At 52.2% G+C, this 26,262-nt stretch carries 22 protein-coding genes and 7 tRNA genes; 6 read left to right on the top strand and 23 right to left on the bottom strand.

What is annotated here, in order from left to right:
* The first annotated feature begins 59 nt into the window (after positions 1-59).
* Entirely contained in the window at positions 60-542 is a 483-nt protein-coding gene (locus V6E55_RS18290; protein ID WP_028019469.1) for a zinc ribbon-containing protein, read from the top strand.
* A gap of 55 nt (positions 543-597) precedes the next feature.
* Here the strand turns inward: V6E55_RS18290 and rihA are convergent, their stop codons facing one another.
* From rihA to miaB, 10 genes are all read right to left on the bottom strand, one after another.
* Positions 598-1,539: a pyrimidine-specific ribonucleoside hydrolase RihA gene (rihA, locus tag V6E55_RS18285; protein ID WP_236919996.1), complete on the bottom strand. Its 942-nt coding sequence runs from the start codon at positions 1,537-1,539 to the stop codon at positions 598-600.
* A 120-nt stretch (positions 1,540-1,659) separates the two neighbouring features.
* Positions 1,660-2,385, bottom strand: coding sequence for an amino acid ABC transporter ATP-binding protein (locus tag V6E55_RS18280; RefSeq protein WP_014883001.1), 726 nt, complete (start codon positions 2,383-2,385; stop codon positions 1,660-1,662).
* Entirely contained in the window at positions 2,385-3,059 is a 675-nt protein-coding gene (gene gltK / locus V6E55_RS18275; RefSeq protein WP_014883002.1) for a glutamate/aspartate ABC transporter permease GltK, read from the bottom strand. Before gltK ends, V6E55_RS18280 begins: the two co-directional genes overlap by 1 nt.
* Positions 3,059-3,799: an amino acid ABC transporter permease gene (locus V6E55_RS18270; protein ID WP_316943542.1), complete on the bottom strand. Its 741-nt coding sequence runs from the start codon at positions 3,797-3,799 to the stop codon at positions 3,059-3,061. The genes gltK and V6E55_RS18270 overlap by 1 nt, the downstream gene beginning before the upstream one ends.
* A 155-nt stretch (positions 3,800-3,954) precedes the next feature.
* Positions 3,955-4,860: an amino acid ABC transporter substrate-binding protein gene (locus V6E55_RS18265; RefSeq protein ID WP_014069338.1), complete on the bottom strand. Its 906-nt coding sequence runs from the start codon at positions 4,858-4,860 to the stop codon at positions 3,955-3,957.
* A gap of 384 nt (positions 4,861-5,244) precedes the next feature.
* Entirely contained in the window at positions 5,245-6,783 is a 1,539-nt protein-coding gene (gene lnt / locus V6E55_RS18260) for an apolipoprotein N-acyltransferase (protein ID WP_316943541.1), read from the bottom strand.
* A gap of 5 nt (positions 6,784-6,788) precedes the next feature.
* Positions 6,789-7,667 (bottom strand): CNNM family magnesium/cobalt transport protein CorC, encoded by an 879-nt coding sequence (corC, locus tag V6E55_RS18255; RefSeq protein ID WP_028019465.1) that lies wholly within the window; start codon positions 7,665-7,667, stop codon positions 6,789-6,791.
* 90 nt (positions 7,668-7,757) lie between these two features.
* Positions 7,758-8,225, bottom strand: coding sequence for an rRNA maturation RNase YbeY (gene ybeY, locus V6E55_RS18250; RefSeq protein WP_003858677.1), 468 nt, complete (start codon positions 8,223-8,225; stop codon positions 7,758-7,760).
* Positions 8,222-9,268 carry a PhoH family protein gene (locus V6E55_RS18245; RefSeq protein WP_028019464.1) on the bottom strand — a complete coding sequence of 349 codons (1,047 nt, stop codon included), beginning with the start codon at positions 9,266-9,268 and terminating at the stop codon, positions 8,222-8,224. The genes ybeY and V6E55_RS18245 overlap by 4 nt, the downstream gene beginning before the upstream one ends.
* Before the next feature lie 154 nt (positions 9,269-9,422).
* Complete coding sequence (gene miaB / locus V6E55_RS18240) at positions 9,423-10,847, bottom strand: tRNA (N6-isopentenyl adenosine(37)-C2)-methylthiotransferase MiaB (protein WP_316943540.1); 1,425 nt, start codon at positions 10,845-10,847, stop codon at positions 9,423-9,425.
* Positions 10,848-10,982: 135 nt separating this feature from the next.
* Here miaB and ubiF point away from each other — a divergent pair, with 135 nt between their 5' ends.
* Positions 10,983-12,158: a 3-demethoxyubiquinol 3-hydroxylase gene (gene ubiF, locus V6E55_RS18235; protein ID WP_236919993.1), complete on the top strand. Its 1,176-nt coding sequence runs from the start codon at positions 10,983-10,985 to the stop codon at positions 12,156-12,158.
* A gap of 108 nt (positions 12,159-12,266) precedes the next feature.
* Here ubiF and V6E55_RS18230 read toward each other — a convergent pair.
* From V6E55_RS18230 to nagB, 12 genes are all read right to left on the bottom strand, one after another.
* Positions 12,267-12,341 (bottom strand) — tRNA-Gln (locus V6E55_RS18230).
* A gap of 35 nt (positions 12,342-12,376) precedes the next feature.
* A tRNA-Gln gene (locus V6E55_RS18225) sits at positions 12,377-12,451 on the bottom strand.
* A 44-nt stretch (positions 12,452-12,495) separates the two neighbouring features.
* Positions 12,496-12,572 (bottom strand) — tRNA-Met (locus tag V6E55_RS18220).
* A 17-nt stretch (positions 12,573-12,589) separates the two neighbouring features.
* Positions 12,590-12,664: transfer RNA gene (locus V6E55_RS18215), tRNA-Gln, on the bottom strand.
* A 32-nt stretch (positions 12,665-12,696) separates the two neighbouring features.
* A tRNA-Gln gene (locus tag V6E55_RS18210) sits at positions 12,697-12,771 on the bottom strand.
* 23 nt (positions 12,772-12,794) lie between these two features.
* Positions 12,795-12,879 (bottom strand) — tRNA-Leu (locus tag V6E55_RS18205).
* Between the two features lie 8 nt (positions 12,880-12,887).
* Positions 12,888-12,964: transfer RNA gene (locus V6E55_RS18200), tRNA-Met, on the bottom strand.
* Between the two features lie 226 nt (positions 12,965-13,190).
* Complete coding sequence (gene asnB / locus V6E55_RS18195) at positions 13,191-14,855, bottom strand: asparagine synthase B (RefSeq protein WP_114980060.1); 1,665 nt, start codon at positions 14,853-14,855, stop codon at positions 13,191-13,193.
* Between the two features lie 249 nt (positions 14,856-15,104).
* Complete coding sequence (gene nagD / locus V6E55_RS18190; RefSeq protein ID WP_023310763.1) at positions 15,105-15,857, bottom strand: ribonucleotide monophosphatase NagD; 753 nt, start codon at positions 15,855-15,857, stop codon at positions 15,105-15,107.
* Between the two features lie 45 nt (positions 15,858-15,902).
* Positions 15,903-17,123, bottom strand: a complete 1,221-nt coding sequence (gene nagC / locus V6E55_RS18185) for a DNA-binding transcriptional regulator NagC (protein WP_316943539.1) — start codon at positions 17,121-17,123, stop codon at positions 15,903-15,905.
* Between the two features lie 8 nt (positions 17,124-17,131).
* On the bottom strand, positions 17,132-18,280 hold the full coding sequence (gene nagA / locus V6E55_RS18180) for an N-acetylglucosamine-6-phosphate deacetylase (RefSeq protein ID WP_316943538.1): 1,149 nt from the start codon (positions 18,278-18,280) through the stop codon (positions 17,132-17,134).
* 55 nt (positions 18,281-18,335) lie between these two features.
* The gene (gene nagB, locus V6E55_RS18175; protein WP_023310765.1) at positions 18,336-19,136 is read right to left on the bottom strand and encodes a glucosamine-6-phosphate deaminase; all 801 of its coding nucleotides are present in this window, start codon (positions 19,134-19,136) and stop codon (positions 18,336-18,338) included.
* Between the two features lie 326 nt (positions 19,137-19,462).
* Between nagB and nagE the strand changes: the two genes are divergently transcribed.
* From nagE to chiQ, 4 genes are all read left to right on the top strand, one after another.
* Complete coding sequence (gene nagE / locus V6E55_RS18170) at positions 19,463-21,484, top strand: N-acetylglucosamine-specific PTS transporter subunit IIBC (protein WP_316943536.1); 2,022 nt, start codon at positions 19,463-19,465, stop codon at positions 21,482-21,484.
* Between the two features lie 169 nt (positions 21,485-21,653).
* Complete coding sequence (gene glnS, locus V6E55_RS18165; RefSeq protein ID WP_316943534.1) at positions 21,654-23,321, top strand: glutamine--tRNA ligase; 1,668 nt, start codon at positions 21,654-21,656, stop codon at positions 23,319-23,321.
* A gap of 448 nt (positions 23,322-23,769) precedes the next feature.
* Positions 23,770-25,167 carry a chitoporin ChiP gene (chiP, locus tag V6E55_RS18160; RefSeq protein ID WP_236919990.1) on the top strand — a complete coding sequence of 466 codons (1,398 nt, stop codon included), beginning with the start codon at positions 23,770-23,772 and terminating at the stop codon, positions 25,165-25,167.
* A 15-nt stretch (positions 25,168-25,182) separates the two neighbouring features.
* On the top strand, positions 25,183-25,512 hold the full coding sequence (gene chiQ, locus V6E55_RS18155) for a ChiQ/YbfN family lipoprotein (protein ID WP_114980073.1): 330 nt from the start codon (positions 25,183-25,185) through the stop codon (positions 25,510-25,512).
* A 107-nt stretch (positions 25,513-25,619) separates the two neighbouring features.
* Here chiQ and fur read toward each other — a convergent pair whose 3' ends face one another.
* Positions 25,620-26,066 carry a ferric iron uptake transcriptional regulator gene (gene fur / locus V6E55_RS18150; RefSeq protein ID WP_014169146.1) on the bottom strand — a complete coding sequence of 149 codons (447 nt, stop codon included), beginning with the start codon at positions 26,064-26,066 and terminating at the stop codon, positions 25,620-25,622.
* Positions 26,067-26,262: the final 196 nt, after the last annotated feature.

The raw sequence follows: 26,262 nt of genomic DNA, 5'->3' as shown, positions 1-26,262 counted from the left end.
AAGCGGCGACGAAATAAGGTCTATTATTAGAAATAGTTACTTACCCGGGAGGCAAAATGATGAACAAGGTTGCTCAATTTTACCGCGAACTGGTGGCGACACTGACGGAACGGCTGCGTAACGGCGAGCGCGATATTGACGCGCTGGTGGAGCAGGCGCGTGCCCGCGTGACGCAAACGGGTGAGTTAACGCGCACCGAAGTGGAAGAGGTAACCCGCGCGGTACGCCGTGACCTGGAAGAATTCGCGCGCAGCTACCAGGAGAGCCAGGATGAGGTCACTGACAGCGTGTTCATGCGGGTGATTAAAGAGAGCCTGTGGCAGGAACTGGTGGATATCACCGATAAAACACAGCTGGAGTGGCGCGAGGTGTTTCAGGATTTGAACCATCATGGTGTGTATCACAGTGGTGAAGTGGTTGGTCTGGGGAATCTGGTCTGCGAGAAATGCCATCACCATATCGCGGTGTATACGCCGGAAGTGCTGCCGTTATGTCCGAAATGTGGGCACGATCAGTTTCAGCGTCGGCCGTTTGAGCCCTAAATAAAAGCACAGGTTTGCGCCCTCTCCCCCGTGGGAGAGGGTTAAGGTGAGGGTATCAGGCCGCAGCGTAGTACTTGAGTCTCTCCGCCAGCAAATCCACAAACGCCTGCCGATCGATATCCACCATCACCGTGGTATTCGGCGCATTTCCCGTCAGTGAGTAGTAATCCACTACCGTCATCCCCTGGGTATATTTCCCCTGCGTCTCCACACCGACCCAGCGTTCCACTGTGGTAAACATCTCCGGCTTCAGTAGCCAGGCAATGGTGCATGGATCATGCAGGGGCGCGCCGTGGAAGCCCCACTTCTCGGCTTTGTGATACTCCATAAAGAAGTCGAGCAGTTCGGCCACGGTTGTCGCGACCGTATTGCCCACCGAGCGGAAACGCTCAATATCGTCCGTCATAATCTGCGCGCGATGGGTAACGTCCAGCCCCGCCATCACAATTGGTAAGCCGGACTGGAAGACAATCTCAGCGGCTTCCGGGTCGACAAAGATGTTGAACTCCGCCGCAGGCGTCCAGTTGCCCAGCCCCATTGCTCCACCCATTATCACGATACGGGAAATTTTACTGTGCAGTTCCGGATGGCTGTTAAGCAGCAGCGCAACGTTGGTTTGCGGTCCGGTTGCCACCAGCGTTACCGGCTCGTCACTTTCACGAAGCACCTTCGCCATCAGCTCCACGGCAGTGCAGTGTTGCGGGGCGAAACCCGGCTCCGGCAGTGCCGGACCGTCCAGCCCGCTTTCACCGTGAACGTTGTCGGCAATGATCAGCTCGCGCATCAGAGGCTTAACAGCCCCGCCGGCGACAGGAATATCGCTGCGTTTAAGCAGTGTCAACATGCGCAGGACGTTACGCAGGGTTTTATCGGGTGTCTGGTTTCCGGCAGAAGAGGTTACGGCTTTGACATCCAGCTCAGGGGAGGCAAGTGCAAGGACGAGAGCGATCGCGTCATCATGACCCGGATCGCAATCGAGAATGATGGGGTGTGCCATAGCGTTCTCCATTTATAGCGTTATTTTGTGACAAGGTTAACGCTGTAATGTGACGCCGGCGAGAAGATGTGGGCTAAAGCGTGAAGCAGTGCGCAATCCGCAGATTGCGCACTGAGAGTATTAGTGCAGGATTTTCGCGAGGAAATCTTTCGCACGTTCTGATTTCGGGTTAGCGAAGAACTCTTCTTTCGGTGAGTCTTCCACGATCTTCCCTTCGTCCATAAAGATCACGCGGTTTGCCACTTTGCGGGCGAAGCCCATTTCGTGGGTCACCACCATCATGGTCATCCCTTCGTGTGCCAGTTCGACCATGACGTCCAGCACTTCGTTGATCATCTCTGGATCGAGCGCCGATGTTGGCTCATCAAACAGCATTGCCACCGGATCCATGCACAGCGCGCGGGCGATCGCCACACGCTGCTGTTGGCCACCCGAAAGTTGTGCCGGGAATTTATCGGCATGCGCAGAGAGCCCAACGCGTTCCAGGAGTTTCAGCCCTTTCTCGCGCGACGCTTTTTTATCGCGCTTAAGCACTTTTACCTGCGCCAGTGTCAGGTTCTCAATAATGGAGAGGTGAGGGAACAGCTCAAAATGCTGGAACACCATGCCAACGTGAGAGCGAAGCTGGGCGAGATTGGTTTTTTTGTCATTGACTTTAGTGCCATTGACGACGATCTCACCCTGCTGCACCGGCTCCAGTCCGTTGACGGTTTTGATCAGCGTGGATTTACCGGAACCTGACGGTCCGCACACTACCACCACGTCGCCTTTTTTCACTTCGGTGGAGCAGTCGGTCAGCACCTGAAAGTGCCCATACCATTTAGAAACATTTTTCAGGGAAATCATTATACCGTCCTTTTCTTCAGCCAACTGACCAACAGCGACGCACTTAAACTAATCACAAAATAGACCGCACCCGCGAAGAGCACCATTTCTACCTGCGTACCATCACGCTCACCGATGGTGGAGGCGGTACGGAAGAAGTCTGCCAGGCTGAGTACATATACCAGAGAGGTATCCTGGAACAGTACGATGCCCTGAGTCAGCAGGAGCGGAACCATGGCGCGAAACGCCTGCGGCAGAATGATGAGCTGCATGGACTGCCAGTGTGTCATCCCCAGTGCCAGTGCGGCACTGGATTGCCCACGAGAAATACTCTGGATACCCGCACGGATAATCTCTGAATAGTAAGCAGCCTCAAACATGGAGAACGCCACCATCGCGGAGATCAGGCGGATATCGGTTTTCGGTGACAGTCCCAGTACGTTTTGCAGGAAGCCAGGAACAATCAGGTAAAACCACAGCAGAACCATCACCAGTGGGATGGAGCGGAAAACGTTAACGTAGGCCGTTGCGAACCAGGCGAGCGGCTTAAAGCTCGACAAGCGCATGACCGCCAGCAGGGTACCCCAGACAATACCGATGATGATGGCGATAACGGTGATTTTTAAGGTAATCACCAGGCCATCAAGCAGGTATGGCATGGATGGAACAATGGAACTCCAGTCAAATTCGTACATTATTTGCCCCCCAGATTACCCGGCAGGCGGATTTTGCGTTCAACCAGGTTCATCACCAGCATGATGAAAGCGTTAATCAGAACATAGGCGAGCGTGATCGCGGTGAAGGATTCCCACGCATGAGCGGAATAATCCAGCAGCTTACCCGCCTGCGCAGCCATATCCACCAGGCCGATGGTCGAGGCGATGGCCGAGTTTTTCACCAGGTTCATCATCTCAGAGGTCATCGGTGGAACGATAACGCGGTAGGCGTTAGGCAGCAGCACATAACGGTAGGTTTGTGGCAGTGTTAATCCCATCGCCAGACCTGCATTTTTTTGTCCACGCGGCAATGACTGAATAGCGGCTCGCACCTGCTCGCACACGCGGGCAGCGGTAAACAGCCCCAGACAGAGCATTGAGGAGACAAAGAACTGAACGTTAGGATCCAGTTCCGACTTGAACCACGTACCAATATTTTCCGGCAGCAGTTCCGGAATCACCAGATACCAGGTAAAGAACTGCACAATCAGCGGAACGTTACGGAACAGTTCCACATACAAAGTGCCGAGGGTTGAAAGAAAACGGTTAGGGACGGTACGCAAAATACCGAACAGTGAGCCGACAAGAAACGCGATAATCCATGCCGTTATGGATAAAGCCACAGTGACCTGAAAGCCGCTCCATAACCAGCCAAGATAGGTGGTGTTGCCGAACGGGGCTTGTTGCAGAAATATGCCCCAGTTCCAGTCTATTGACATAATAAACTCCAGAAAAAAAAGGGTAGCAGCGCTACCCTCGAAGATTGGTGAGAAGCTTATTTTTCGCGCTGAGTGGGGAACGACCACTCAACGTATAGTCTGTCCATGCTTCCCGACAATCGAGAGGGCAGGATATCCCGCCCCTGTTGTTCTAATTAGTTAAGAGCCTTGTCATTTGGTGATTTGAACAGCGCTTTCATGTCGTCAGACAGTTCAAAGTTCATGTTCAGGTTTTTTGGTGGAATTGGGTTCTTGAACCACTTATCGAACCATTTTTCCGCTTCGCCGGAGGTTTGTGCCTGGGCGATGGTGTCATCGATCAGTTTTTTGAACTCAGCATCGTCTTTACGCAGCATGCAGCCATAAGCTTCTTTTGACTGTGCAGTACCGACGATTTCCCAGTTGTCCGGTTTCTTCGCTTTCGCGCGTTCGCCCGCCAGCAGGGCGTCATCCATCATAAACGCGACAGCGCGGCCACTTTCCAGGGTACGGAAGGAGTCGCCATGGTCTTTCGCGCTGATGATGCGCATATCCATTTTCTTCTCATCATTCAGTTTGTGCAGCAGCACTTCTGAGGTGGTACCGGAGGTGACAACGACCGCTTTGCCTTTCAGATCAGCAAAATCTTTAATCTCGCCGCCTTTTTTGGTCAGCAGACGGGTACCTACCACGAAGATGGTGTCAGAGAAAGCAGCCTGTTTCTGACGCTCAAGGTTGTTGGTGGTGGAGCCACACTCAAAATCGAAGGTGCCGTTTTGCAGCAGTGGAATACGGTTTTGTGAAGTGATTGGGATCAGCTTCACCTGCAGGTCAGGTTTGTTCAGCTTTTTCTTCACGGCTTCAACGATGGCGTTGGAGTAATCCTGTGAATAACCCACGACTTTTTGCGTGTTGTCGTAGTAAGAGAACGGAACAGAAGATTCACGGTGGCCGACCACGATCACGCCGTTTTTGGCAATCTTGTCGAGAGTGCTTCCGGCAGCCGGAGCGTCTTCAGCGTGAACCACGCCTGCAGACATCCCCATAACCAGCATTGCTGTGGCCAGTTTACGTAATTGCATACCCAACTCCTTTTTTATCAGCGCCAGTGACGCATTGATACCCATTGTGATGTTGTTATATCTCGCGCTATGCGAGTGCAGTGTTATGCAAGCTTGTTAACATTTAGTCTGGCTTAATGTAAAGATTTTGCTGCGTTATTGTTTATTTTTGCGAAGCGCGCCGCACCATTCAGAGGCAAAAATCTCTCGTTGCACCGTTTCGGTGCTACCGATGATCTGCGCTGGTGCGACCAGGTTGCACGTTAAGCCAAACTGCGTTTACTTGAATAAACAAAGCAATAGGCGTGCCAGAATTGGAGTCTGGAGGGAATTGTCGGGTGGTGGCTACAGTATGGAAAAGTAGGCCGGGTAAGCGTCAGCGCCACCCGGCAACAGAAGGTAAAGTTATTTACGACGCTGACGGAGACTCATCAGCACAGCGCCAAAACCAAACAGCGCGGTCAGGATCCACAGTGACCAGTTGCCGGTACGAGCGTACGGCGTCAGGCCTGTAGTTGGCGTGACTTTGGTGGTCAGCACTTCACGGGTAAATTGCGGGATCATGGCCTGAACTTCACCCTGTGGACCAATTACGGCGGTGATGCCGTTGTTGGTGCTACGCAGCAGTGGACGCGCCAGCTCCAGGGAACGCATCCGCGCCATCTGGAAGTGTTGCCATGGGCCAATAGACTTACCAAACCACGCATCATTGGAGATGGTCAGAAGGTAGTCCGTGTCCGGGCGGAAGTTATCGCGTACCTGCTCGCCAAGGATAATTTCGTAGCAAATGGCTGCGGTCAGGGCAAAACCGTGCGCATGCAGCTGTGGCTGAACGTATGGACCACGGCTGAAAGAGGACATCGGCAGGTCAAAGAACGGTGCCAGCGGACGCAGAATCGACTCCAGCGGGACAAATTCACCAAACGGAACCAGGTGATTCTTGTTGTACCGGTCAGTGGAGTTGTAGCTGTATTCGCTATCTTTGCCGAGGGTAATGATGGTGTTATAGGTGTCATAACGGTTCTGCTGATTCAGGCGCGCATCAACAATACCGGTAATCAGCGTGCTGCCGCGCGCGAGCAGCAGGTCGTTCATCATGTTCAGGAATGGCTGCTGGTTTATTTCCAGGTCCGGGATTGCAGATTCCGGCCAGATAATCAGCTGTGATTTGCCCATGACCTCTTCGGTCGCGTTGGCGTAGATTTTCAGCGTATTCAGAAGCTGCTTTTCATCCCACTTCATGGCCTGTGGGATATCTCCCTGCACCATGGAAACCTGCGTAGCGCGTTCTGGCTCCAGGGTATACCACTGGATATAGCGCAGCGGGAAGGGCAGTGCGAACAGTACCAGCGCCACAACCAGCGGCTTCCAGCAGCGCTTGACCAGCGCCAGTACCAGCAGGCCGCTGACAACCATCAGCAGGAAGGTAATCGCCTCAACGCCCATCACCGGTGCCAGGCCTTTCAGCGGCCCGTCAATCTGGCTGTAACCGAACTGCAGCCATGGGAACCCGGTCAATACCCAGCCACGCAGGAACTCGGTAATTTGCCAGACAACCGGCGCCGCAATGGCGACGCGCAGCCAGGTCGTTTTTGGCCACAGACGAGAAAGAATGCCGGCGAACAGCCCGGTATAGAGCGAGAGATAGGCGGCGAGCAGGACGACCAGGAAAACGTTCACCGGCCCAGGCATACCGCCAAACTGAGCAATGCTGACGTAGACCCAGTTGATACCGGAGCCAAACAGCCCCAATCCCCAGAAGTAGCCAATTGCAGCGGCCTGCACCGGACGACGATTCAGGGTAAGCCCCTGTAACCCCATCAGGGAGAGTATGGCGGCGGGCCAGAAATCGTAAGGAGAAAAAGCCAGCGTACCGCTGGCTCCGAGTAACAGCGCCAGCAGCAAACGGACGCGCTGGCGTTCAAGCAGTGGGGCAAATGCCATTTACATTAATCTTCCAGTTTTGGCACCGGTGAGTCATCCGGCGTTCTGACATGAACCTGTATAATACGTCGGCTGTCGGCCATCGCCACCTTGAACTGGTAACCGTCGATGTCAACGGTCTCACCGCGCGCCGGGAGGTGGCCAAAGGCCTGCATCACCAGACCGCCAATGGTATCGACCTCTTCATCGCTGAAGTGGGTACCGAAGGCGTCGTTAAAGTCTTCAATCGAGGCCAGCGCACGCACAGTCCAGGTGTGGCGGCTCAGTTGACGGAAGTCGATATCTTCTTCTTCGTCATACTCATCTTCGATTTCTCCCACGATCAGCTCAAGAATATCTTCGATCGTGACAAGACCCGACACACCGCCAAATTCATCAATAACAATCGCCATGTGGTAACGCTGAGAGCGAAACTCTTTCAGCATCCGATCCACACGTTTACTTTCCGGCACAACCACGGCCTGGCGTAACACTTTTTCCATGCTGAAAGCGTCAGAATCGCTGCGCATAAACGGCAGCAGATCTTTCGCCATCAAAATCCCTTCGATGTGATCTTTGTCTTCGCTGATGACCGGGAAACGTGAGTGAGCGGATTCGATAATCACATCGAGGCACTCGTCCAGGGTCTGGTTACGTTTCAGGGTGATCATTTGCGAACGGGGGATCATGATATCGCGAACACGCTGGTCGGCGATGTCCATGACCCCTTCGAGCATTTCGCGCGTATCTTCATCGATAAGGTCGTTTTGCCCGGAATCACGAATCAGCTCCAGCAGTTCATCACGGTTTTTCGGTTCGCCGTGGAAAAGCTGGTTCAGAATGAGGGAGAAAAATCCCTTTTTACCGTTTGTCGTGTCGCTACTGTGTGAATTGTCGTCGCTCATGGCGTTTGTTAAGGGTTCTCTTGTTAGTTCAACGTTTACCGCCACGCGATTTCCTTACGTGGCGGCATGTTAGTCAGTGGGGGAGACTGACTATTCTTTCTCGGCAATGTACGGATCCTCATAGCCCAGAGCAAGCATTATCTCTGTCTCGAGGGACTCCATCTCTTCTGCTTCGTCATCTTCTATATGATCGTAGCCGAGCAGATGCAGGCTGCCATGTACCACCATATGCGCCCAGTGGGCTTCAAGGGGTTTTTGCTGCTCTTTGGCTTCCTGCTCAACCACCTGGCGGCAGATGATCAGATCGCCCAGCAGTGGCATCTCAATGCCCGGTGGAGCTTCGAACGGGAAAGAGAGCACGTTAGTCGGCTTATCTTTCCCACGATAGGTCAGGTTAAGCTCATGGCTTTCGGCTTCATCCACCAGGCGAATCGTGACTTCTGATTCTTCCTGAAACTGGGGGATAACGGCATCCAGCCATTTCTGAAACTGCGCCTCTTCTGGCATGCCGGAGTTATCTTCACAGGCCAACTGTAAATCGAGGATCACCTGACTCATTTTTGTTCTTGCTCCTGCGCTTCGCGCTTACGTTCTGCTGCCAGTTCGGCCTTACGCTTCTGATCGGCTTCTTCCCAAGCCTCGTAGGCGTTAACAATACGCGCGACAACCGGGTGGCGTACGACGTCTTCGCTGTGGAAGAAGTTAAAGCTGATTTCTTCGACCTCGGCCAGCACCTCAATGGCGTGACGCAGGCCAGATTTGGTGCTGCGCGGCAGGTCAATCTGGGTGACGTCACCGGTAATGACCGCTTTCGAGTTAAAGCCGATACGCGTCAGGAACATCTTCATCTGTTCGATGGTGGTGTTCTGACTTTCATCGAGAATGATAAACGCATCGTTCAGTGTACGACCGCGCATATAAGCGAGCGGAGCAACTTCGATAACGTTACGCTCAATAAGTTTCTCAACTTTTTCAAAACCGAGCATTTCGAATAGCGCATCGTATAAAGGACGCAGGTACGGGTCGACTTTCTGGCTCAGATCGCCTGGCAGGAAGCCCAGTTTCTCGCCCGCTTCAACCGCAGGGCGGGTCAGCAGAATACGGCGGATCTCCTGACGCTCCAGCGCATCCACTGCCGCGGCGACCGCCAGATAGGTTTTACCGGTACCGGCCGGTCCTACGCCGAAGGTGATGTCATGGTCGAGGATATTCGCGATGTACTGCGCCTGATTTGGCGTACGCGGCTTAATCACGCCACGTTTGGTTTTGATGTTAATCGCTTTGCCGTAGTCAGGCACACTTTCTGCGCTCTGCTCAAGCACTCGCGCTTCTTTAATGGCGAGGTGGATCTGTTCTGGTTCGATATCCTGAATTTCGCCGCGCATTGGGGAGGTATCCACATACAGACTACGCAGAATATCCGCAGCGGCGTTGACGCAGATAGGGCGTCCGGTCAGTTTGAAATGATTATCGCGACGATTGATTTCGATACCCAGACGTCGCTCCAGTTGTTTGATGTTGTCATCAAACGGCCCGCACAGGCTCAGCAGGCGAGCGTTGTCTGCTGGCTCAAGGCTAATTTCACGCGTGTCTATATTCAAACCGTTCCTCTTTGAGTGTTTAGTCGGGCTGGCATCATAAAACTGTCATTACCGAAATTATTCACGCCACAGAATAAAGGCGCAAGCATTGCGATGGATATTGGGGGCGAAGAGGGGAATTACAAGGCCTGCCAGAAAGGCAGGCCTGAACGCATTAAGGCTGATAGATACCCACGCCAGAATCGTTTTCTTTACGGGTACGGGAAATGACGGATTCCGGAGATTCTGCTATACGCAGACCCATGTCGTTCTCGGTACGTACCACCTTCGCACGCAGCGAGTTGGTCAGCACTTCCACAATCTCGACGTCCACGAATTTACCGATCATATCCGGGGTGCCTTCGAAGTTCACCACGCGGTTATTTTCGGTACGACCGGAGAGTTCCATTATGCTCTTGCGGGAGGTGCCTTCAACCAGAATACGCTGGACAGTACCAAGCATACGACGGCTCCAGGCATTGGCCTGCTGGTTGATACGCTCCTGCAGAATATACAGACGCTGCTTTTTCTCTTCTTCCGGCACATCGTCAACCATATCTGCCGCAGGTGTTCCAGGACGTGCAGAGAAGATGAAGCTGTAGCTAACGTCAAAATTCACGTCGCCAATGAGTTTCATGGTGCGCTCAAAGTCATCGGCAGTTTCGCCAGGGAAGCCGACGATAAAGTCCGAGCTAATCTGGATATCAGGACGGGCTTCACGCAGCTTACGGATCGTGGATTTGTACTCCAGTACCGTATGTGGGCGCCCCATCAGGTTCAGCACGCGGTCAGAACCACACTGGATAGGCAGGTGCAGGAAGCTCACCAGTTCCGGCGTGTCGCGATAAACATCAATGATGTCATCGGTAAATTCCATCGGGTGGCTGGTGGTGAAGCGAATGCGGTCGATGCCATCAATGGCAGCAACCAGACGCAGCAGTTCAGCAAAGCTGCCGGTGCTGCCGTCATAGTTCTCACCGCGCCAGGCGTTAACGTTCTGACCCAGCAGGTTCACTTCGCGTACGCCCTGCGCGGCAAGCTGCGCGACTTCAAACAGAATGTCATCTGCTGGGCGGCTAACCTCTTCACCGCGCGTGTAAGGCACCACGCAGTAAGTACAGTATTTGTTGCAGCCTTCCATGATAGAGACAAAAGCGGTCGGGCCATCAGCGCGCGGCTCAGGCAGACGGTCAAATTTTTCAATCTCCGGGAAGCTGACGTCAACAACCGGGCTACGATTGCCGCGAACCTGATTGATCATCTCAGGCAGGCGGTGCAGGGTCTGAGGGCCAAAGACAATATCCACATACGGGGCTCTCTGGCGGATCAGTTTCCCTTCCTGCGACGCAACACAACCGCCAACACCTATGATCAGGTCCGGATTTTTTCGTTTGAGAAGTTTCCAGCGACCTAACACATGAAAGACTTTTTCCTGCGCTTTTTCACGAATAGAACAGGTGTTTAGCAGCAGCACATCGGCTTCTTTCGCATTTTCAGTCAGCTGGTATCCGTGGGTTGTATCCAGCAGATCGGCCATCTTGGATGAATCGTATTCGTTCATCTGACAGCCCCAGGTTTTTATATGGAGTTTTTTAGTCATCGACTTGCTCAGCTCAGGATTGCAAGCCGCGTATTGTAATGCTTTGGTGCGGTTGTGACCAGTATGAAGGTTGTCAACCTCCTTACCCCAAAAATCCGGTAAACTTAAGGGATTCTGCAATAAGGAAAATTGACCATGACACTCCAACAAACCGAAATCGCCGTTGTCGGCGGCGGTATGGTCGGCGGCGCACTGGCGCTGGGGCTGGCGCAGCAGGGATTTGAGGTAACGGTTATCGAGCAGGCTGCTCCTGCTACGTTTGACCCGACGGCAAAGCCGGATGTGCGTATTTCCGCGATCAGTGCCGCCTCAGTTGATCTACTGCGCGGACTGGGCGTTTGGGACACGGTGCTGACGATGCGTGCTCACCCTTACAGCCGTCTCGAAACGTGGGAGTGGGAAAATGCCCACGTCGCGTTTGATGCCGCTGAACTCAAACTGCCCCGTCTGGGCTATATGGTGGAAAACAACGTCCTCCAGCGGGCGCTCTGGCAGGCGCTGGAGACACACCCGAAGGTAACGTTGCGTGTCCCATCGTCGCTCAAAGCCCTGCATCGTCATGACAATGGATATCGCCTGACGCTGGATAATGATGATGAATTAGCCGTGAAGCTGGTGGTGGGCGCTGATGGTGCCAACTCACAGGTCAGAGAGATGGCGGGGATTGGGGTTCATGCCTGGCAGTATCAACAGTCCTGTATGCTGATTACTGTTCAGTGTGAGAATGCCCCAGGAGAGAGCACCTGGCAGCACTTTACACCGAATGGTCCGCACGCGTTTTTACCGTTGTTTGATAACTGGGCGTCGCTGGTGTGGTACGACAAACCGGCGCGTATTCGTCAGTTGCAGGGGCTTTCGATGGCACAACTGCAAGACGAAATTATGCGCCACTTCCCGAGCCGCCTGGGATATGTGACGCCGGTTGCGGCAGGAGCGTTCCCGCTGACTCGTCGACACGCATTGCAATACACGCGCGAAGGGCTGGCACTGGTAGGAGATGCGGCGCATACCATTCACCCGCTGGCAGGGCAGGGGGTAAACCTGGGGTATCGTGATGTTGATGCGTTACTGGATGTGCTGAGTAGTGCTCGCGGGCACGCCGAGGACTGGTCAAGCCATCAGGTACTTAAGCGTTACCAGACGCGGCGTATGGCGGATAACTTCATCATGCAATCAGGGATGGATCTGTTCTACGCAGGGTTCAGCAATGACGTAGGGCCGGTGCGTATTCTGCGTAATATTGGATTGATGGCGGCTGAACGTGCCGGTGGTCTGAAGCGTCAGGCGTTGAAATACGCCCTCGGACTCTAAACTTTATTCCCTCTCCCCGTGGGAGAGGGTCAAGGTGAGGGCATCAGGCCGCACAATACTAGCAACAAAAACAAAAAAGCCCGCAGAGCGGGCTTTTTTGTTACTAAGTGGCTGGGGTGCAGGGATTCGAACCCCGGAATGCTGGTATCAGAAACCAGAGCCTTACCGCTTGGCGACACCCCAATTGCGTTAAACAGTGTTTAACGACTTTTTTAAATTGGCTGGGGTACGAGGATTCGAACCTCGGAATGCTGGTATCAGAAACCAGAGCCTTACCGCTTGGCGATACCCCAACAATTTTTTCTAGTCTATCGAATTACCCGACAGATTACTAATTTGGTGGCTACGACGGGATTCGAACCTGTGACCCCATCATTATGAGTGATGTGCTCTAACCAACTGAGCTACGTAGCCAGTACTGCAATCTTCGATGGCTGGGGTACCTGGATTCGAACCAGGGAATGCCGGTATCAAAAACCGGTGCCTTACCGCTTGGCGATACCCCAATACCGCGGAGAACCGCAAAATCGAAGAAATATGGCTGGGGTACCTGGATTCGAACCAGGGAATGCCGGTATCAAAAACCGGTGCCTTACCGCTTGGCGATACCCCATCCGTGCAACGCTTACCTGGGAATGGTGCGGGAGGCGAGACTTGAACTCGCACACCTTGCGGCGCCAGAACCTAAATCTGGTGCGTCTACCAATTTCGCCACTCCCGCAAAAAAGATGGTGGCTACGACGGGATTCGAACCTGTGACCCCATCATTATGAGTGATGTGCTCTAACCAACTGAGCTACGTAGCCATCTTTTTTTCGCGTTACCTTATCGGCGTTGCGGGGCGCATTATGCGTATAGACCCTTGCAGCGTCAACACCTTTTTCAACGAAAATGGCCGGAATGTGACTGTTTGGTTAGGTTGCGAACAGCGTGACCGAATATTCGGCAATTATTGGTTATTAATCGTTTTTGTCCAGCTTAATACAATGCAAAAAAAACAGGCCCCGGAGGGCCTGTTAGTCATTCAGACAATCATTTATATGCTGACTGGTGAACGCCTACAGCACGTCCTGATGGATCGTTCATTGCCTTGAAAGATTCATCCCATTCAATTGCTTTTGCTGAAGAGCAGGCGACGGAAGGACCACCTGGTACACACTCTGCCGCGCTTGGAACCGGGAAGAGTTCTTCAAAGATCTCACGGTACAGGTACGCCTCTTTAGACCCCGGCGTGTTGTACGGGAAGCGGAAGCTCGCCGTTTCCAGTTGTTGGTCGGAAACCTGTTTTGCCGCCACCTCTTTCAGGGTGTCAATCCAACTGTAACCTACACCGTCAGAGAACTGCTCTTTCTGACGCCATGCCACGCTAGCTGGCAAGTAGGATTCAAAACATTCGCGCAGGATATGTTTTTCCATTTTGCCGTTGCCGCACATCTTGTCCTGCGGGTTGATACGCATCGCGACGTCGAGGAATTTCTTATCCAGGAACGGAACACGCGCTTCAACACCCCAGGCCGACATCGCTTTGTTGGCACGCGCACAGTCAAACATATGCAGCGCTTGCAGTTTACGCACTGTCTCTTCGTGCAACTCTTTGGCGTTCGGCGCTTTATGGAAGTAGAGGTAGCCGCCAAACACTTCGTCAGAACCTTCGCCAGACAGCACCATCTTGATGCCCATCGCTTTGATTTTACGCGACATCAGATACATCGGCGTAGAGGCGCGGATGGTGGTCACGTCATAGGTTTCAATGTGATAGATAACATCGCGGATCGCATCCAGGCCTTCCTGCACGGTGAAGTGAATCTCGTGGTGCACAGTACCAAGATGGTTTGCCACTTCCTGCGCGGCTTTCAGGTCAGGAGCGCCTTCCAGACCAACAGCAAAGGAGTGCAACTGAGGCCACCAGGCTTCAGAGCGTTCCTGATCTTCCACGCGACGGGCGGCAAATTTCTTGGTGATCGCGGAGATCACGGAAGAATCCAGACCGCCGGAGAGCAGCACGCCGTATGGCACGTCTGACATCAGGTGGCTTTTAACGGAGTCTTCCAGCGCCTGGCGCAACTCCGCTTTATCAGTGACGTTGTCTTTCACCGCGTCGTACTCGAACCAGTCGCGCTGATAATACTGACGGATCTCGCCGTCTTTGCTCCACAGGTAGCTACCTGCCGGGAACTCTTTAATGGTGCGGCAAACCGGCACCAGCGCTTTCATTTCAGAGGCAACATAGAAGTTGCCGTGTTCATCGTGGCCCATGTACAGCGGGATAATACCAATGTGGTCACGGCCAATCAGGTAAGCGTCTTTTTCGCTGTCGTACAGTGCGAAGGCAAACATACCCTGCAGGTCGTCCAGGAACTCCGGCCCTTTCTCCTGATACAGCGCGAGGATCACTTCACAGTCAGAACCGGTCTGGAACGCGTAGCGGTCGCCGTACTCTGCACGCAGTGCCTGATGGTTGTAGATTTCACCGTTGACAGCCAGCGCGTGCGTTTTTTTCTCGTTATACAGCGGCTGAGCACCAGCGTTGACGTCTACGATCGACAGACGTTCGTGAGCCAGAATGGCTTTATCGCTGGCGTAAACGCCGGACCAGTCCGGGCCGCGATGGCGCATCAGGCGGGACAATTCGAGTGCTTTTTTACGCAGTTCGCCCGCGTCAGTTTTAATATCCAGTACGCCAAAAATAGAACACATAACCTTCTCCGTTAACCCTGTTGCATTGTGATGTTGCTTGCTTATGAAAATGCCGCAAAGGGACAGGGTGCGCAAGCGTTTTACGGGCGAAAACGGAAATAGTGCAATGGTAATTGCTGAATAGTGAAAAACGAGTATGTCAGGCATGCTTTTATTGATGATTATTCAATAAAACGTGATTTTTGTTAGATAGGGTTTTGTTTGGCAGGGCTGTAAATGAAAAACCACGCCCTGAGGCGTGGTTTGGTATCAGATAATGTCAATTTCATCGACGGAGGGGTAAATCCAGCTCGGCCGGAACGGCATCGAATCAATGTCATCAAGCTGAGAGACGCCAGAGAGCACCAGAATAGTTTCAAGACCTGCCTGGAAACCGGCCAGAATATCGGTGCGGAGATTGTCGCCGACAATGACGGTTTCTTCAGAGTGAGCCTGCATTTTGTTCAGTGCGGCACGGATGATCCACGGGCTAGGTTTCCCGACTACAAACGGCTGACGACCAGAGATTTTCTCGATACCGGCGCAGAGCGCGCCGCATGCCGGATAAAAGCCACGACCGTGCGTATCCGGGTTGGTGGCGATAAAACGCGCGCCGCTGGCGACAAAGTATGCCGCTTTATGCATCATCTCCCAGTTAAAGGAGCGCGTTTCACCCACAATCACAAAGTCTGGGTTCACATCGGTGATGGTAAAACCGGCTTTGTACAGTTCGTGGATCAGCGCGCCTTCACCGACCACGTAGGCTTTTTTTCCTTCCTGACGTTTCAGAAAATCAGCCGTTGCCATCGCCGAGGTATAAAAAACGCTGTCCGGCACGTCGACACCGGCTGTGGCAAAACGGTTCGCCAGATCCTGACCGGTCTGAGAAGGGTAGTTCGTGAGAAGAACCAGAGGCATTCCTTTGTCGATGATGCGGTGAAGAAACTCCGCAGCACCTGGCACAGCAACGTTGTCGTGCATCAGCACGCCGTCGATATCACAAATTACATTCTTAATGGTCATGGACAGTCCGACATCAAAAAAAGAAGGCGTTACTATAAGGTTCGATCAACTTTCCAGCAAATGCTGCAACAGAATGCCGTTGAGCATCGCACGTTTTACCAGCGCGAATGCGCCAATCGCTGAACGATGGTCAAGCTTTGAACGAACGACCGGGAGATTCTGGCGGAATGCTTTCAGCGCCTGGGTATTAATACAGCCCTCAATGGCGGGCAGCAGTACCTTTTCCGCTTCAACAATTTCACCGGCGATCACCACTTTTTGCGGGTTAAACAGGTTAATCGCGATAGCAATGGTTTTGCCCAGGTGACGTCCAACTTGCTCGATCACCTCACAGGCCAGCGCGTCGCCTTTATTGGCTGCTTTACAGATGGTTCCTATCTTGCAATCGTCCAGTGTGACGCGGCTTTGATAACCCTGTTCAAGCAAATGGCGAACACGCTGCTCAATGGCCGTATTGGCGGCAATGGTCTCAAGACAACCAAAATTTCCGCAGTGGCAACGTTCGCCAAGCGGCTCGACCTGAATATGGCCGATCTCACCGACATTACCGTTGCGACCAATAAAAATACGCCCGTTAGAGATAATGCCTGCACCAGTACCGCGGTGAACGCGCACCAGAATAGAGTCTTCGCAGTCCTGACTGGCACCAAAATAGTGCTCTGCCAGCGCCAGAGAGCGAATGTCATGGCCTACAAAACAGGTCACTTTAAAGCGCTTTTCCAGCGCTTCGACCAGCCCCCAGTTTTCAACCTGGATGTGCGGCATATAGCGGATCACACCGCTTTCAGGGTCGACCAGACCAGGCAGAATCACGGAGATGGCGATGAGTTCACGGATTTTACGCTGACAGCTTTCAATAAACTGCGCGATGGTATTCAGCAGCGCGTGTTCCAGGGTCTCCTGAGTGCGTTCCGGAAGGGGGTAGTGCTCTTCTGCAATGGCTTTGCTACTCAGATCGTAGAGCGTAAGCGTAGTGTCATGACGGCCAAGGCGGACGCCAATCGCCTGAAAATTACGGGTTTCGGTAATAATAGAGATAGCGCGGCGGCCTCCGGTGGAGGCCTGTTGATCGACTTCTTTAATCAGGCCGCGCTCAATAAGCTGACGTGTAATTTTTGTCACGCTGGCGGGAGCAAGCTGGCTTTGTTCGGCTATCTGAATGCGTGAGATTGGCCCGTGCTGGTCAATCAGGCGATAAACTGCCGCGCTGTTAAGTTGTTTAACGAGATCGACATTACCGATTTGAGCTTGTCCGCCTGGTGTCATACTTTTACTTACTCAGTGACGACCTCGTTACCATTAACGATGGTCTTAATAATTTTATAATCGTGTGTGAATGCCGTCAGGTTTGCAACCATACCTGGTGCAATTCCGCCAAGCTGTTTATCAACGCCCATTGCGCGCGCCGGATAAAGCGTTGCCATACGCAGCACTTCATCGAGGGCAATACCGCAATACTCAACCAGGTTGCGTACCCCTTCAATCATGGTCAGGGCAGAACCACTCAGCGTGCCGTTCTCATCCACACACAGTCCATTGCGGTAGTATATTGTTTTACCGGCAAAAATGAACTGCTCAATATTTGCACCTGCTGGCGCGGTGGCATCGGTGACCAGACAAAGCTTGTCACCTTTCAGCCGTTTGGCATTACGAATGTTGGTGTAATCGACATGTAAGCCGTCAGCAATAATACCGCAGTAGACGTCTGGCTCATCCAGAATCGCTCCGACCAGACCCGGTTCACGACCGGTTATATACGGCATTGCGTTGTAGAGGTGCGTGGCGAAGGTAATGCCCGCGCGGAAACCCGCTTTGGCTTCTTTCAGCGTCGCGTTTGAGTGACCCGCTGAAACGATAATCCCGGCGGCAGCCAGTTTGCTGATGACATCCGTACCTGTCATTTCAGGCGCCAGCGTCACTTTGGTGATCACATCGGCGTTAGCACACATGTAATCAACCAGCTCCGCATCAGGTTTACGCACGTAATTCGGGTTATGCGTCCCTTTTTTAACCATATTCAGCCATGGCCCTTCAAGGTGCAGACCCAGCGCCTGATTCGGGTGTTTTGCCAGGTATTCACGCATCACGCGGATGCCATGTTTCATAAGGTCATCACTGCTGGTGATGAGCGTTGGCAGATAGCTGGTGCAGCCCGATTTCTCGTTGGCTTTTTGCATGATCTCCAGCGTTTCTACCGTCACCGCATCCGCAGTGTCATTGAATTGCACACCGCCGCAGCCGTTGAGCTGTACGTCGATGAAACCGGGGGAGATTACTGCTCCATTGAGTGAGCGCTGTTCAATCTCCGGCGGCAGTTCTGCCAGCGGGCAAACACGTTCAATCAGGCCATTAGCGATAACAATCGCATGGTCATCCAGAATATCATGGCCGGTATAAATCCGACCGTGGGTTAAAGCGTACATAACGACCCCCGGTTAAAAAAAGCGGCCGCCTCTTGATGAAGAGGCGGTTATTCAATTACAGACCTTTGATGTTCTCTGCTTCTAATTCGTTGAAGTATTTCAGCGTTTTCACTTTCAGCTCCATCGTGGACGGTTCGTCACAAACGATGACTGATTTCGGATGCAGCTGCAGGCAACTGATGGTCCACATGTGGTTAACGTTGCCTTCAACGGCAGCCTGGAGCGCCTGCGCTTTCACGCCGCCCAGGACCAGAATCATCACTTCTTCGGCATCCAGCAGGGTACCTACACCTACGGTCAGGGCGTATTTTGGAACCTGGTTAACATCACCGTCAAAGAAGCGGGAGTTTGCCACGCGCGTGTCATGGGTCAGCGTTTTAATACGGGTACGGGAAGCCAGAGAAGACGCCGGTTCGTTAAACGCGATATGACCATCGTTACCTACACCACCCATAAACAGGTGGATTTTACCGTAGGAACGGATTTTTTCTTCATACTGACGACATTCTGCGTCAATATCAGGCGCGTTTCCATTCAGCAGGTTAATATTTTCAGATGGAATATCAACGTGATCAAAGAAATTGCGGTGCATAAAGCTATGGTAGCTTTCCGGGTGATCCTTTGGTAAGCCAACATATTCGTCCATATTGAAGGTCACAACATGTTTAAAGCTAACCTGGCCTGCTTTATGCATCTCAACCAGTGCCTTATACGCGGTCAGTGGTGTGCCACCAGTCGGAAGACCAAGAACGAAAGGACGATCAGCAGTAGGTTTAAATGCGTTAATACGGTTAACGATATGGCGAGCGGCCCATTTACCAACTTGTTCAGCAGTTGCCAGGGGAATCAGTCTCATTGTTCACCTCAAGAGTTAAAGTAGAAGAGTGGGCGGATGGCTATCGGAACCTGAATTAAGCGTAACCTGGAATCTTTCAGGCCGGATCAATCCGTCTTGATTTTTTGAATGATAAAATAAGTTTTCGCTGTTAGCCAGTGCAAGGGAGGGTTAATAACGATATTTGGTGACAAAAATCACAAAAAATACGTGTTTAATTTGCGATACGAATTAATTTTTCACACACTCACAATGCCAGTGAATCATCAACTGTATTTATAGTTCGTGACACAATAAAAAACAGAGCTGAGAACATGCCTTAAACGGGGTCTCATAGGGGGAAGAAAGTGAGTATTCTAGGTTATTTACAAAAGGTTGGTCGCGCACTTATGGTGCCGGTCGCCACGCTGCCTGCCGCAGCCATCCTGATGGGTGTCGGCTACTGGATCGACCCCAACGGCTGGGGTAATACCAGCGCGCTGGCGGCGTTCTTTATCAAGTCAGGCTCCGCCATTATCGACAACATGTCCGTGTTGTTCGCGATTGGTGTGGCTTACGGTATGTCTAAAGACAAAGACGGTGCCGCTGCGCTGACCGGTTTTGTCGGTTTCCTCGTGTTAACCACTCTCTGCTCACCAGCAGCGGTGGCCATGATCCAAAAAATTCCGGCGGACCAGGTTCCGGCGGCATTCGGTAAGATCAGCAACCAGTTTGTCGGTATCCTTGTAGGTATCATCTCCGCTGAACTGTATAACCGCTTCAGCAGCGTAGAGCTACCAAAAGCGCTCTCCTTCTTTAGCGGTCGCCGTCTGGTCCCCATCCTGACCTCGTTTGTGATGATCATTGTTGCGTTCATCATGATGTACGTCTGGCCGATGATCTTCGACGGTCTGGTGAACTTCGGTGAGCACATCCAGAAGCTGGGCTCTGTCGGTGCGGGCGTATACGCGTTCTTCAACCGTCTGCTGATCCCGGTCGGTCTGCACCACGCGCTGAACTCCGTATTCTGGTTCGATGTTGCCGGTATTAACGATATTCCTAACTTCCTGGGTGGCGCACAGTCCATCGAAGCAGGTAAAGCGGTTGTCGGTATCACCGGTCGTTACCAGGCGGGCTTCTTCCCAATCATGATGTTCGGCCTGCCAGGTGCAGCGCTGGCTATCTACCACTGCGCACGTCCAGAGAACAAAGCGAAAGTTCTGGGTATCATGATGGCGGGTGCATTTGCAGCTTTCTTCACCGGTATCACTGAACCGCTGGAATTCTCCTTCATGTTCGTGGCACCTGTGCTGTATGTGATCCACGCTGTGCTGACGGGTATCTCTGTGTTCATTGCTGCCAGCATGCACTGGATTGCGGGCTTCGGCTTCAGTGCCGGTCTGGTGGATATGGTGCTGTCGTCCCGTAACCCACTGGCGACCCACTGGTGGATGCTGATCCCGCAAGGTCTGGTGTTCTTCGCGATCTACTACATGGTGTTCCGTTTCACTATCACCAAATTCAACCTGATGACCCCGGGTCGTGAGCTGGCTGTTGCCGGTAGCGAAGCGGATGGTCAGGATGTGAATGTGAGTGCGGACAAAGACCAGGATGTTGCAGGTCTGGCGCGTCAATACATCGCCGCTGTCGGTGGTTCTGACAACCTGACCGGTATCGACGCATGTATCACCCGTCTGCGTCTGAACGTAAAAGACTCTTCTCTGGTGAACGAAGCGCTGGCTAAACGCTTGGGTGCATCCGGTGTTATCCGTCTGAACAAAACCAGCGTGCAGATTATCGTTGGCTTTGTGGCGGAAAAAATTGCCAATGCCATGAAAACGACAGGTCCGGTAGCCGCTGCGGAAGCAAGTGCTGCGCCAGCCGCTTCACCTGCTGCAGTAAAACCGCAGGCAGTACCAAATGCTAAAACGATTGCCGCACTGGTTTCCCCAGTGACTGGTGACGTGGTTGCCATTGAGCAGGTACCTGACGAAGCCTTCGCCAGCAAAGCGGTCGGTGACGGTGTCGCTGTGAAGCCAACGGAAAAAACCGTGGTGTCACCAGCAGCCGGTACCATCGTAAAAATCTTCAATACCAACCATGCGTTCTGCCTCGAAACCGAGAATGGTGCTGAGATCGTTGTCCACATGGGTATTGATACCGTTGCGCTGAACGGCCAGGGCTTTACTCGCCTGGTGGAAGAGGGTGCTGAAGTGGTCGCAGGGCAGCCAATCCTGGAAATGGATCTGGACTTCCTGAACGCCAACGCGCGCTCAATGATTAGTCCGGTTGTTTGCAGCAACATTGATGACTTCAGTGGCCTGGTCATTCAGGCGAAAGGTCAGGTGGTTGCGGGTCAAACACCACTGTATGAGATTAAAGGCAAGTAATCGCTCCTGAGTAGAGTCATGCCTTAAGCGGCGGGGGATATCCCTCGCCGCTTTTTTTTGCAGCAAATGCCCCCATTATTTTCTTCAGAGCCGTTTTAAGGGTTGTCACTACGTCCGGCTTATAAGATCATATGCCGTTATACGTTGTTTACGCTTTGAGGAATCCACGATGAGTGAGGCAGAAGCCCGCCCGAGTAACTTTATTCGTCAGATCATCGATGAAGATCTGGCCAGTGGTAAGCACACCACAATTCATACGCGTTTCCCGCCGGAGCCGAACGGTTACCTGCATATTGGTCACGCGAAATCTATCTGCCTGAACTTTGGCATTGCCCAGGACTACCAGGGGCAGTGCAACCTGCGTTTCGATGACACCAACCCAGTAAAAGAAGACATCGAATACGTTGAGTCCATCAAGAACGACGTGCAATGGCTGGGCTTCAACTGGTCTGGCGACATCTGCTACTCCTCTGACTATTTTGATCAGCTGTATGCCTATGCAGTAGAGCTGATTAACAAAGGTCTGGCGTACGTCGACGAGCTGTCTGCCGATGAGATCCGTGAATACCGCGGCTCGCTGACCGCGCCGGGCAAAAACAGCCCATACCGCGATCGCAGCGTGGAAGAGAACCTGGCGCTGTTTGAAAAAATGCGTGCCGGTGGTTTCGAAGAAGGCAAAGCCTGTCTGCGTGCCAAAATCGACATGGCATCTCCGTTCATCGTGATGCGCGACCCGGTGCTGTACCGCATTAAGTTTGCGGAACACCACCAGACCGGTAACAAGTGGTGCATCTACCCGATGTACGACTTCACTCACTGCATCAGCGATGCGCTGGAAGGCATTACTCACTCTCTGTGTACGCTGGAGTTCCAGGACAACCGTCGTCTGTACGACTGGGTACTGGATAACATCACTATCCCTGTACATCCACGTCAGTACGAGTTCTCTCGTCTGAATCTGGAATACACCGTGATGTCCAAGCGTAAGCTGAACCTGCTGGTGACCGACAAGCATGTTGAAGGCTGGGACGATCCGCGTATGCCGACCATCTCTGGTCTGCGTCGTCGTGGTTACACCGCGGCTTCTATTCGTGAGTTCTGCAAACGCATCGGTGTGACTAAGCAGGATAACACCATTGAAATGGCGTCCCTGGAATCCTGCATTCGCGAAGATCTCAACGAAAACGCACCGCGCGCAATGGCGGTTATCGACCCAGTGAAACTGGTTATCGAAAACTACCCGCAGGGTGAAAGCGAGCTGGTGTCCATGCCTAACCATCCGAGTAAACCGGAAATGGGTAGCCGTGACGTACCGTTCAGCGCTGAAATCTGGATCGATCGTGCTGACTTCCGCGAAGAAGCGAACAAGCAGTACAAGCGCCTGGTATTGGGTAAAGAGGTGCGTCTGCGTAATGCCTACGTCATCAAGGCCGAGCGCGTAGAGAAAGATGCGGAGGGTAATATCACTACCATCTTCTGTTCTTATGATGCTGAAACCCTGAGCAAAGATCCGGCAGATGGCCGCAAAGTGAAAGGCGTTATCCATTGGGTAAGCGCTGCACACGCGGTGCCTGTTGAAATTCGCTTGTACGATCGTCTGTTCAGTGTCCCTAACCCTGGTGCTGCCGAAGACTTCCTGGCGACGATCAACCAGGAATCTCTGGTGATTAAACAGGGTTATGTAGAGCCGTCTTTAAAAGCGGCTGAAGCGGGTAAAGCGTTCCAGTTCGAACGCGAAGGTTACTTCTGCCTGGATAGCCGTTACAGCACGGCGGAAAAACCGGTGTTTAACCGTACTGTTGGTCTGCGTGACACCTGGGCTAAGATCGGCGAATAATATTGCCATTCTGGTCAATGAGAGACAAACGCCGCGATAAGCGGCGTTTTTTTATTTAACGATCAGGCCATTAACGCGCAGCTCAAATAAGGTATGTGCGAAATTCAGGTCAATGAGGTGCTACTTATTTTACTCAAAAAAAGTTTCAATATTTACGAATAGCCTTAAGGACAAAAAATACACAGAATAAACGGTCGACGCACCCTCAAAATACGCGTTATTCCCTGTAAATCCTCGCATTGGTACAGATGTTACAAATCACTACCAATTATGTGCACTTCGTCATAATCCTGACTTTTGTTCGCTGAAAAGCATTGATAATTCGCGTCGCGAAAAATAACCTAAAGGCGGTAGTTAATTCGAGGGTATTTCTAACTACCCCTGACCATTAGGTCTTTTATATTTTTCGCCGTTTAAGGCGTTTTAATTCGTCAAAGAGGAATAATCTATGCGTACGTTCAGTGGCAAACGTAGTGCGCTGGCGCTGGCTATTGCCGGTGTGACAGCAATGTCGGGTCTGGTGATTGCACCAGAGGCGAAGGCAGCAGGTTTTATTGATGACTCAACCCTCACAGGGGGGATCTACTACTGGCAGCGTGAGCGTGATCGTAAAGACGTCACTGAAGATAAATACAAAACCAACCTTTCTCACTCCACCTGGAACGCCAATCTGGATTTCCAGTCTGGTTATGCTGCCGATATGTTTGGTCTGGATATTGCTGCATTCACGGCAATTGAAATGGCAGAAAACGGCGACAGTGCCCACCCAAACGAAATTGCGTTCTCTTCCAGTAATAAAGCCTATAAAGAAGACTGGTCCGGAGATAAAAGCGGTATCAGCTTGTATAAGGCAGCAGCGAAATTCAAATACGGCCCGGTATGGGCGCGCGGTGGTTATATTCAGCCAACCGGTCAGACATTGTTAGCACCACACTGGAGCTTTATGCCGGGTACTTACCAGGGGGCGGAAGCGGGTGCCAACTTTGATTACGGTGATGCAGGTGCGTTGAGCTTCTCCTATATGTGGACCAACGAGTACAAAGCACCATGGCATATCGAAATGGACAAGTTCTACCAGAACGATAAGAAAACCAAAGTAGATTACCTCCATTCAGTAGGTGCTAAATACGATTTTAAAAACGACCTGGTACTTGAGGCGGCATTCGGCCAGGCTCAAGGTTACATCGATCAGTACCTTGCCAAGGCCAGCTATAAATTTGATATCGCGGGTAGCCCACTGAGCACCAGCTACCAGTTCTACGGTACGCGCGATAAAGTCAGTAATGGTGGCGTCAATGATATCTATGACGGCACCGCGTGGTTGCAGGCTCTCACCTTCGGCTACAAAGTCGGTCAGGTTGATTTGCGCCTGGAAGGGACATGGGTGAAGGCAGAAGGGCAGCAGGGGTACTTCCTGCAGCGTATGACCCCAACCTATGCATCGTCTAACGGTCGTCTTGATATCTGGTGGGATAACCGCTCTGACTTCAACGCCGACGGCGAAAAAGCGGTGTTCTTCGGTGCAATGTATGACCTGAAAAACTGGAATCTGCCTGGCTGGGCGGTGGGCGCATCGTACGCTTATGCCTGGGATGCAAAACCTGCAGATATGGCCACACCGGATGCTTACTACGATCCAAACTATCGCCTGAAAGAGTCTTCTTACAGCCTGGATGCCATCTATACCCTGCAGGACGGCCGCGCTAAAGGCACGATGTTCAAACTGCACTTCACCCAGTATGACAATCACTCCGACATTCCGAGCTATGCGGGCGGTTACGGCAACATCTTCCAGGATGAGCGTGACGTGAAATTCATGGTTATCGCTCCATTCACCATCTTCTAATGGAGACTGAACATGATGAAAAATATCGTAATCGTCGCGTTGCTGGCTGCGGGGCTGGTGGGGTGTGCGCAGGAGCAGGCACCGAAAGAGGACTCGCGTCTTAAAGAGGCGTATAGCGCCTGCATCAACACGGCGGAAGGCTCGCCGGAGAAGATCGAAGCCTGTCAGAGCGTGCTGAATGTGCTGAAGAAAGAGAAGGCACATGAGCAGTTCGCCACACAGGAAAACGTTCGCGTGATGGATTACCAGGCCTGTATTCAGGCACGTAAAACCGGAAACGATCAGGAAGTGGCGAAGCGTTGCGACCAGATCTGGAAAGAGATCCGCAGTAACAACAGCAAATAATTTGCTGTCATTATGCCCGGTAGCACAACGCTACCGGGCTTTTTTGCGTCAAATAGCAGGCAAAAAAAAGCCAACCTTACGGCTGGCTCAGAGTATGAAAGCTTGAGTTATTTAGCGTCGTGCGCGTGATCGTCTTCGCGGCAATCACCTTCAGCACAGTGACCATACAGGTACAGGCTGTGGTTGGTCAGGCGGATGCCATGACGAGCCGCGATTTCACGCTGACGCGCTTCGATGGAGTCATCGCTAAATTCAATGACCTTGCCACAGTCGAGGCAGATCAGGTGATCGTGGTGCTGTTGCTGGGTCAGTTCGAATACAGATTTACCGCCTTCGAAATTATGACGGGTAACAATGCCCGCGTCATCAAACTGGTTCAGCACGCGATAGACGGTAGCGAGCCCAATTTCTTCACCCATGTCAATAAGGCGTTTATAAAGGTCTTCCGCACTGACATGGTGATTGTCTGGACCCTGAAGCACTTCAAGGATTTTTAACCGAGGAAGCGTAACTTTCAGGCCAGCCTTCTTTAATGCGGTATTGTTGTCAGTCATGCGGAATCTGTCCTGTTGCTAAACGAATCACTTCTGTAGGAAGTGACAGAAAATGCACCTTGGATAATGCGTCTCATTATAGAACTGCCATGTCTAAATGAAAACAGCAAGTCTCAGGCAAAATATGCTTATAAAAATGGGGTATCACCGACAAACTTGCTCAATAGAAACCACATTTTATCAGGGAGACATTGTA

The sequence above is a fragment of the Enterobacter sp. 342 genome, assembly GCF_036663495.1.
Taxonomy (GTDB): Bacteria; Pseudomonadota; Gammaproteobacteria; order Enterobacterales; family Enterobacteriaceae; genus Enterobacter.
Note: the sequence above shows the minus strand (reverse complement) of the source record. Positions and strands in the feature narration are given on the sequence as shown.

What these genes read in the sequence shown, in the direction of transcription:
- chiQ (WP_114980073.1), top strand. Translation starts at nt 25,183, where the DNA reads ATGAAAAATATCGTAATCGTCGCGTTGCTGGCTGCGGGGCTGGTGGGG.
- fur (WP_014169146.1), bottom strand. Translation starts at nt 26,066, where the DNA reads ATGACTGACAACAATACCGCATTAAAGAAGGCTGGCCTGAAAGTTACG.
- V6E55_RS18265 (WP_014069338.1), bottom strand. Translation starts at nt 4,860, where the DNA reads ATGCAATTACGTAAACTGGCCACAGCAATGCTGGTTATGGGGATGTCT.
- ubiF (WP_236919993.1), top strand. Translation starts at nt 10,983, where the DNA reads ATGACACTCCAACAAACCGAAATCGCCGTTGTCGGCGGCGGTATGGTC.
- V6E55_RS18270 (WP_316943542.1), bottom strand. Translation starts at nt 3,799, where the DNA reads ATGTCAATAGACTGGAACTGGGGCATATTTCTGCAACAAGCCCCGTTC.
- V6E55_RS18290 (WP_028019469.1), top strand. Translation starts at nt 60, where the DNA reads ATGAACAAGGTTGCTCAATTTTACCGCGAACTGGTGGCGACACTGACG.
- rihA (WP_236919996.1), bottom strand. Translation starts at nt 1,539, where the DNA reads ATGGCACACCCCATCATTCTCGATTGCGATCCGGGTCATGATGACGCG.
- ybeY (WP_003858677.1), bottom strand. Translation starts at nt 8,225, where the DNA reads ATGAGTCAGGTGATCCTCGATTTACAGTTGGCCTGTGAAGATAACTCC.
- corC (WP_028019465.1), bottom strand. Translation starts at nt 7,667, where the DNA reads ATGAGCGACGACAATTCACACAGTAGCGACACGACAAACGGTAAAAAG.
- lnt (WP_316943541.1), bottom strand. Translation starts at nt 6,783, where the DNA reads ATGGCATTTGCCCCACTGCTTGAACGCCAGCGCGTCCGTTTGCTGCTG.
- V6E55_RS18280 (WP_014883001.1), bottom strand. Translation starts at nt 2,385, where the DNA reads ATGATTTCCCTGAAAAATGTTTCTAAATGGTATGGGCACTTTCAGGTG.
- asnB (WP_114980060.1), bottom strand. Translation starts at nt 14,855, where the DNA reads ATGTGTTCTATTTTTGGCGTACTGGATATTAAAACTGACGCGGGCGAA.
- nagC (WP_316943539.1), bottom strand. Translation starts at nt 17,123, where the DNA reads ATGACACCAGGCGGACAAGCTCAAATCGGTAATGTCGATCTCGTTAAA.
- nagB (WP_023310765.1), bottom strand. Translation starts at nt 19,136, where the DNA reads ATGAGACTGATTCCCCTGGCAACTGCTGAACAAGTTGGTAAATGGGCC.
- chiP (WP_236919990.1), top strand. Translation starts at nt 23,770, where the DNA reads ATGCGTACGTTCAGTGGCAAACGTAGTGCGCTGGCGCTGGCTATTGCC.
- glnS (WP_316943534.1), top strand. Translation starts at nt 21,654, where the DNA reads ATGAGTGAGGCAGAAGCCCGCCCGAGTAACTTTATTCGTCAGATCATC.
- nagD (WP_023310763.1), bottom strand. Translation starts at nt 15,857, where the DNA reads ATGACCATTAAGAATGTAATTTGTGATATCGACGGCGTGCTGATGCAC.
- nagA (WP_316943538.1), bottom strand. Translation starts at nt 18,280, where the DNA reads ATGTACGCTTTAACCCACGGTCGGATTTATACCGGCCATGATATTCTG.
- miaB (WP_316943540.1), bottom strand. Translation starts at nt 10,847, where the DNA reads ATGACTAAAAAACTCCATATAAAAACCTGGGGCTGTCAGATGAACGAA.
- gltK (WP_014883002.1), bottom strand. Translation starts at nt 3,059, where the DNA reads ATGTACGAATTTGACTGGAGTTCCATTGTTCCATCCATGCCATACCTG.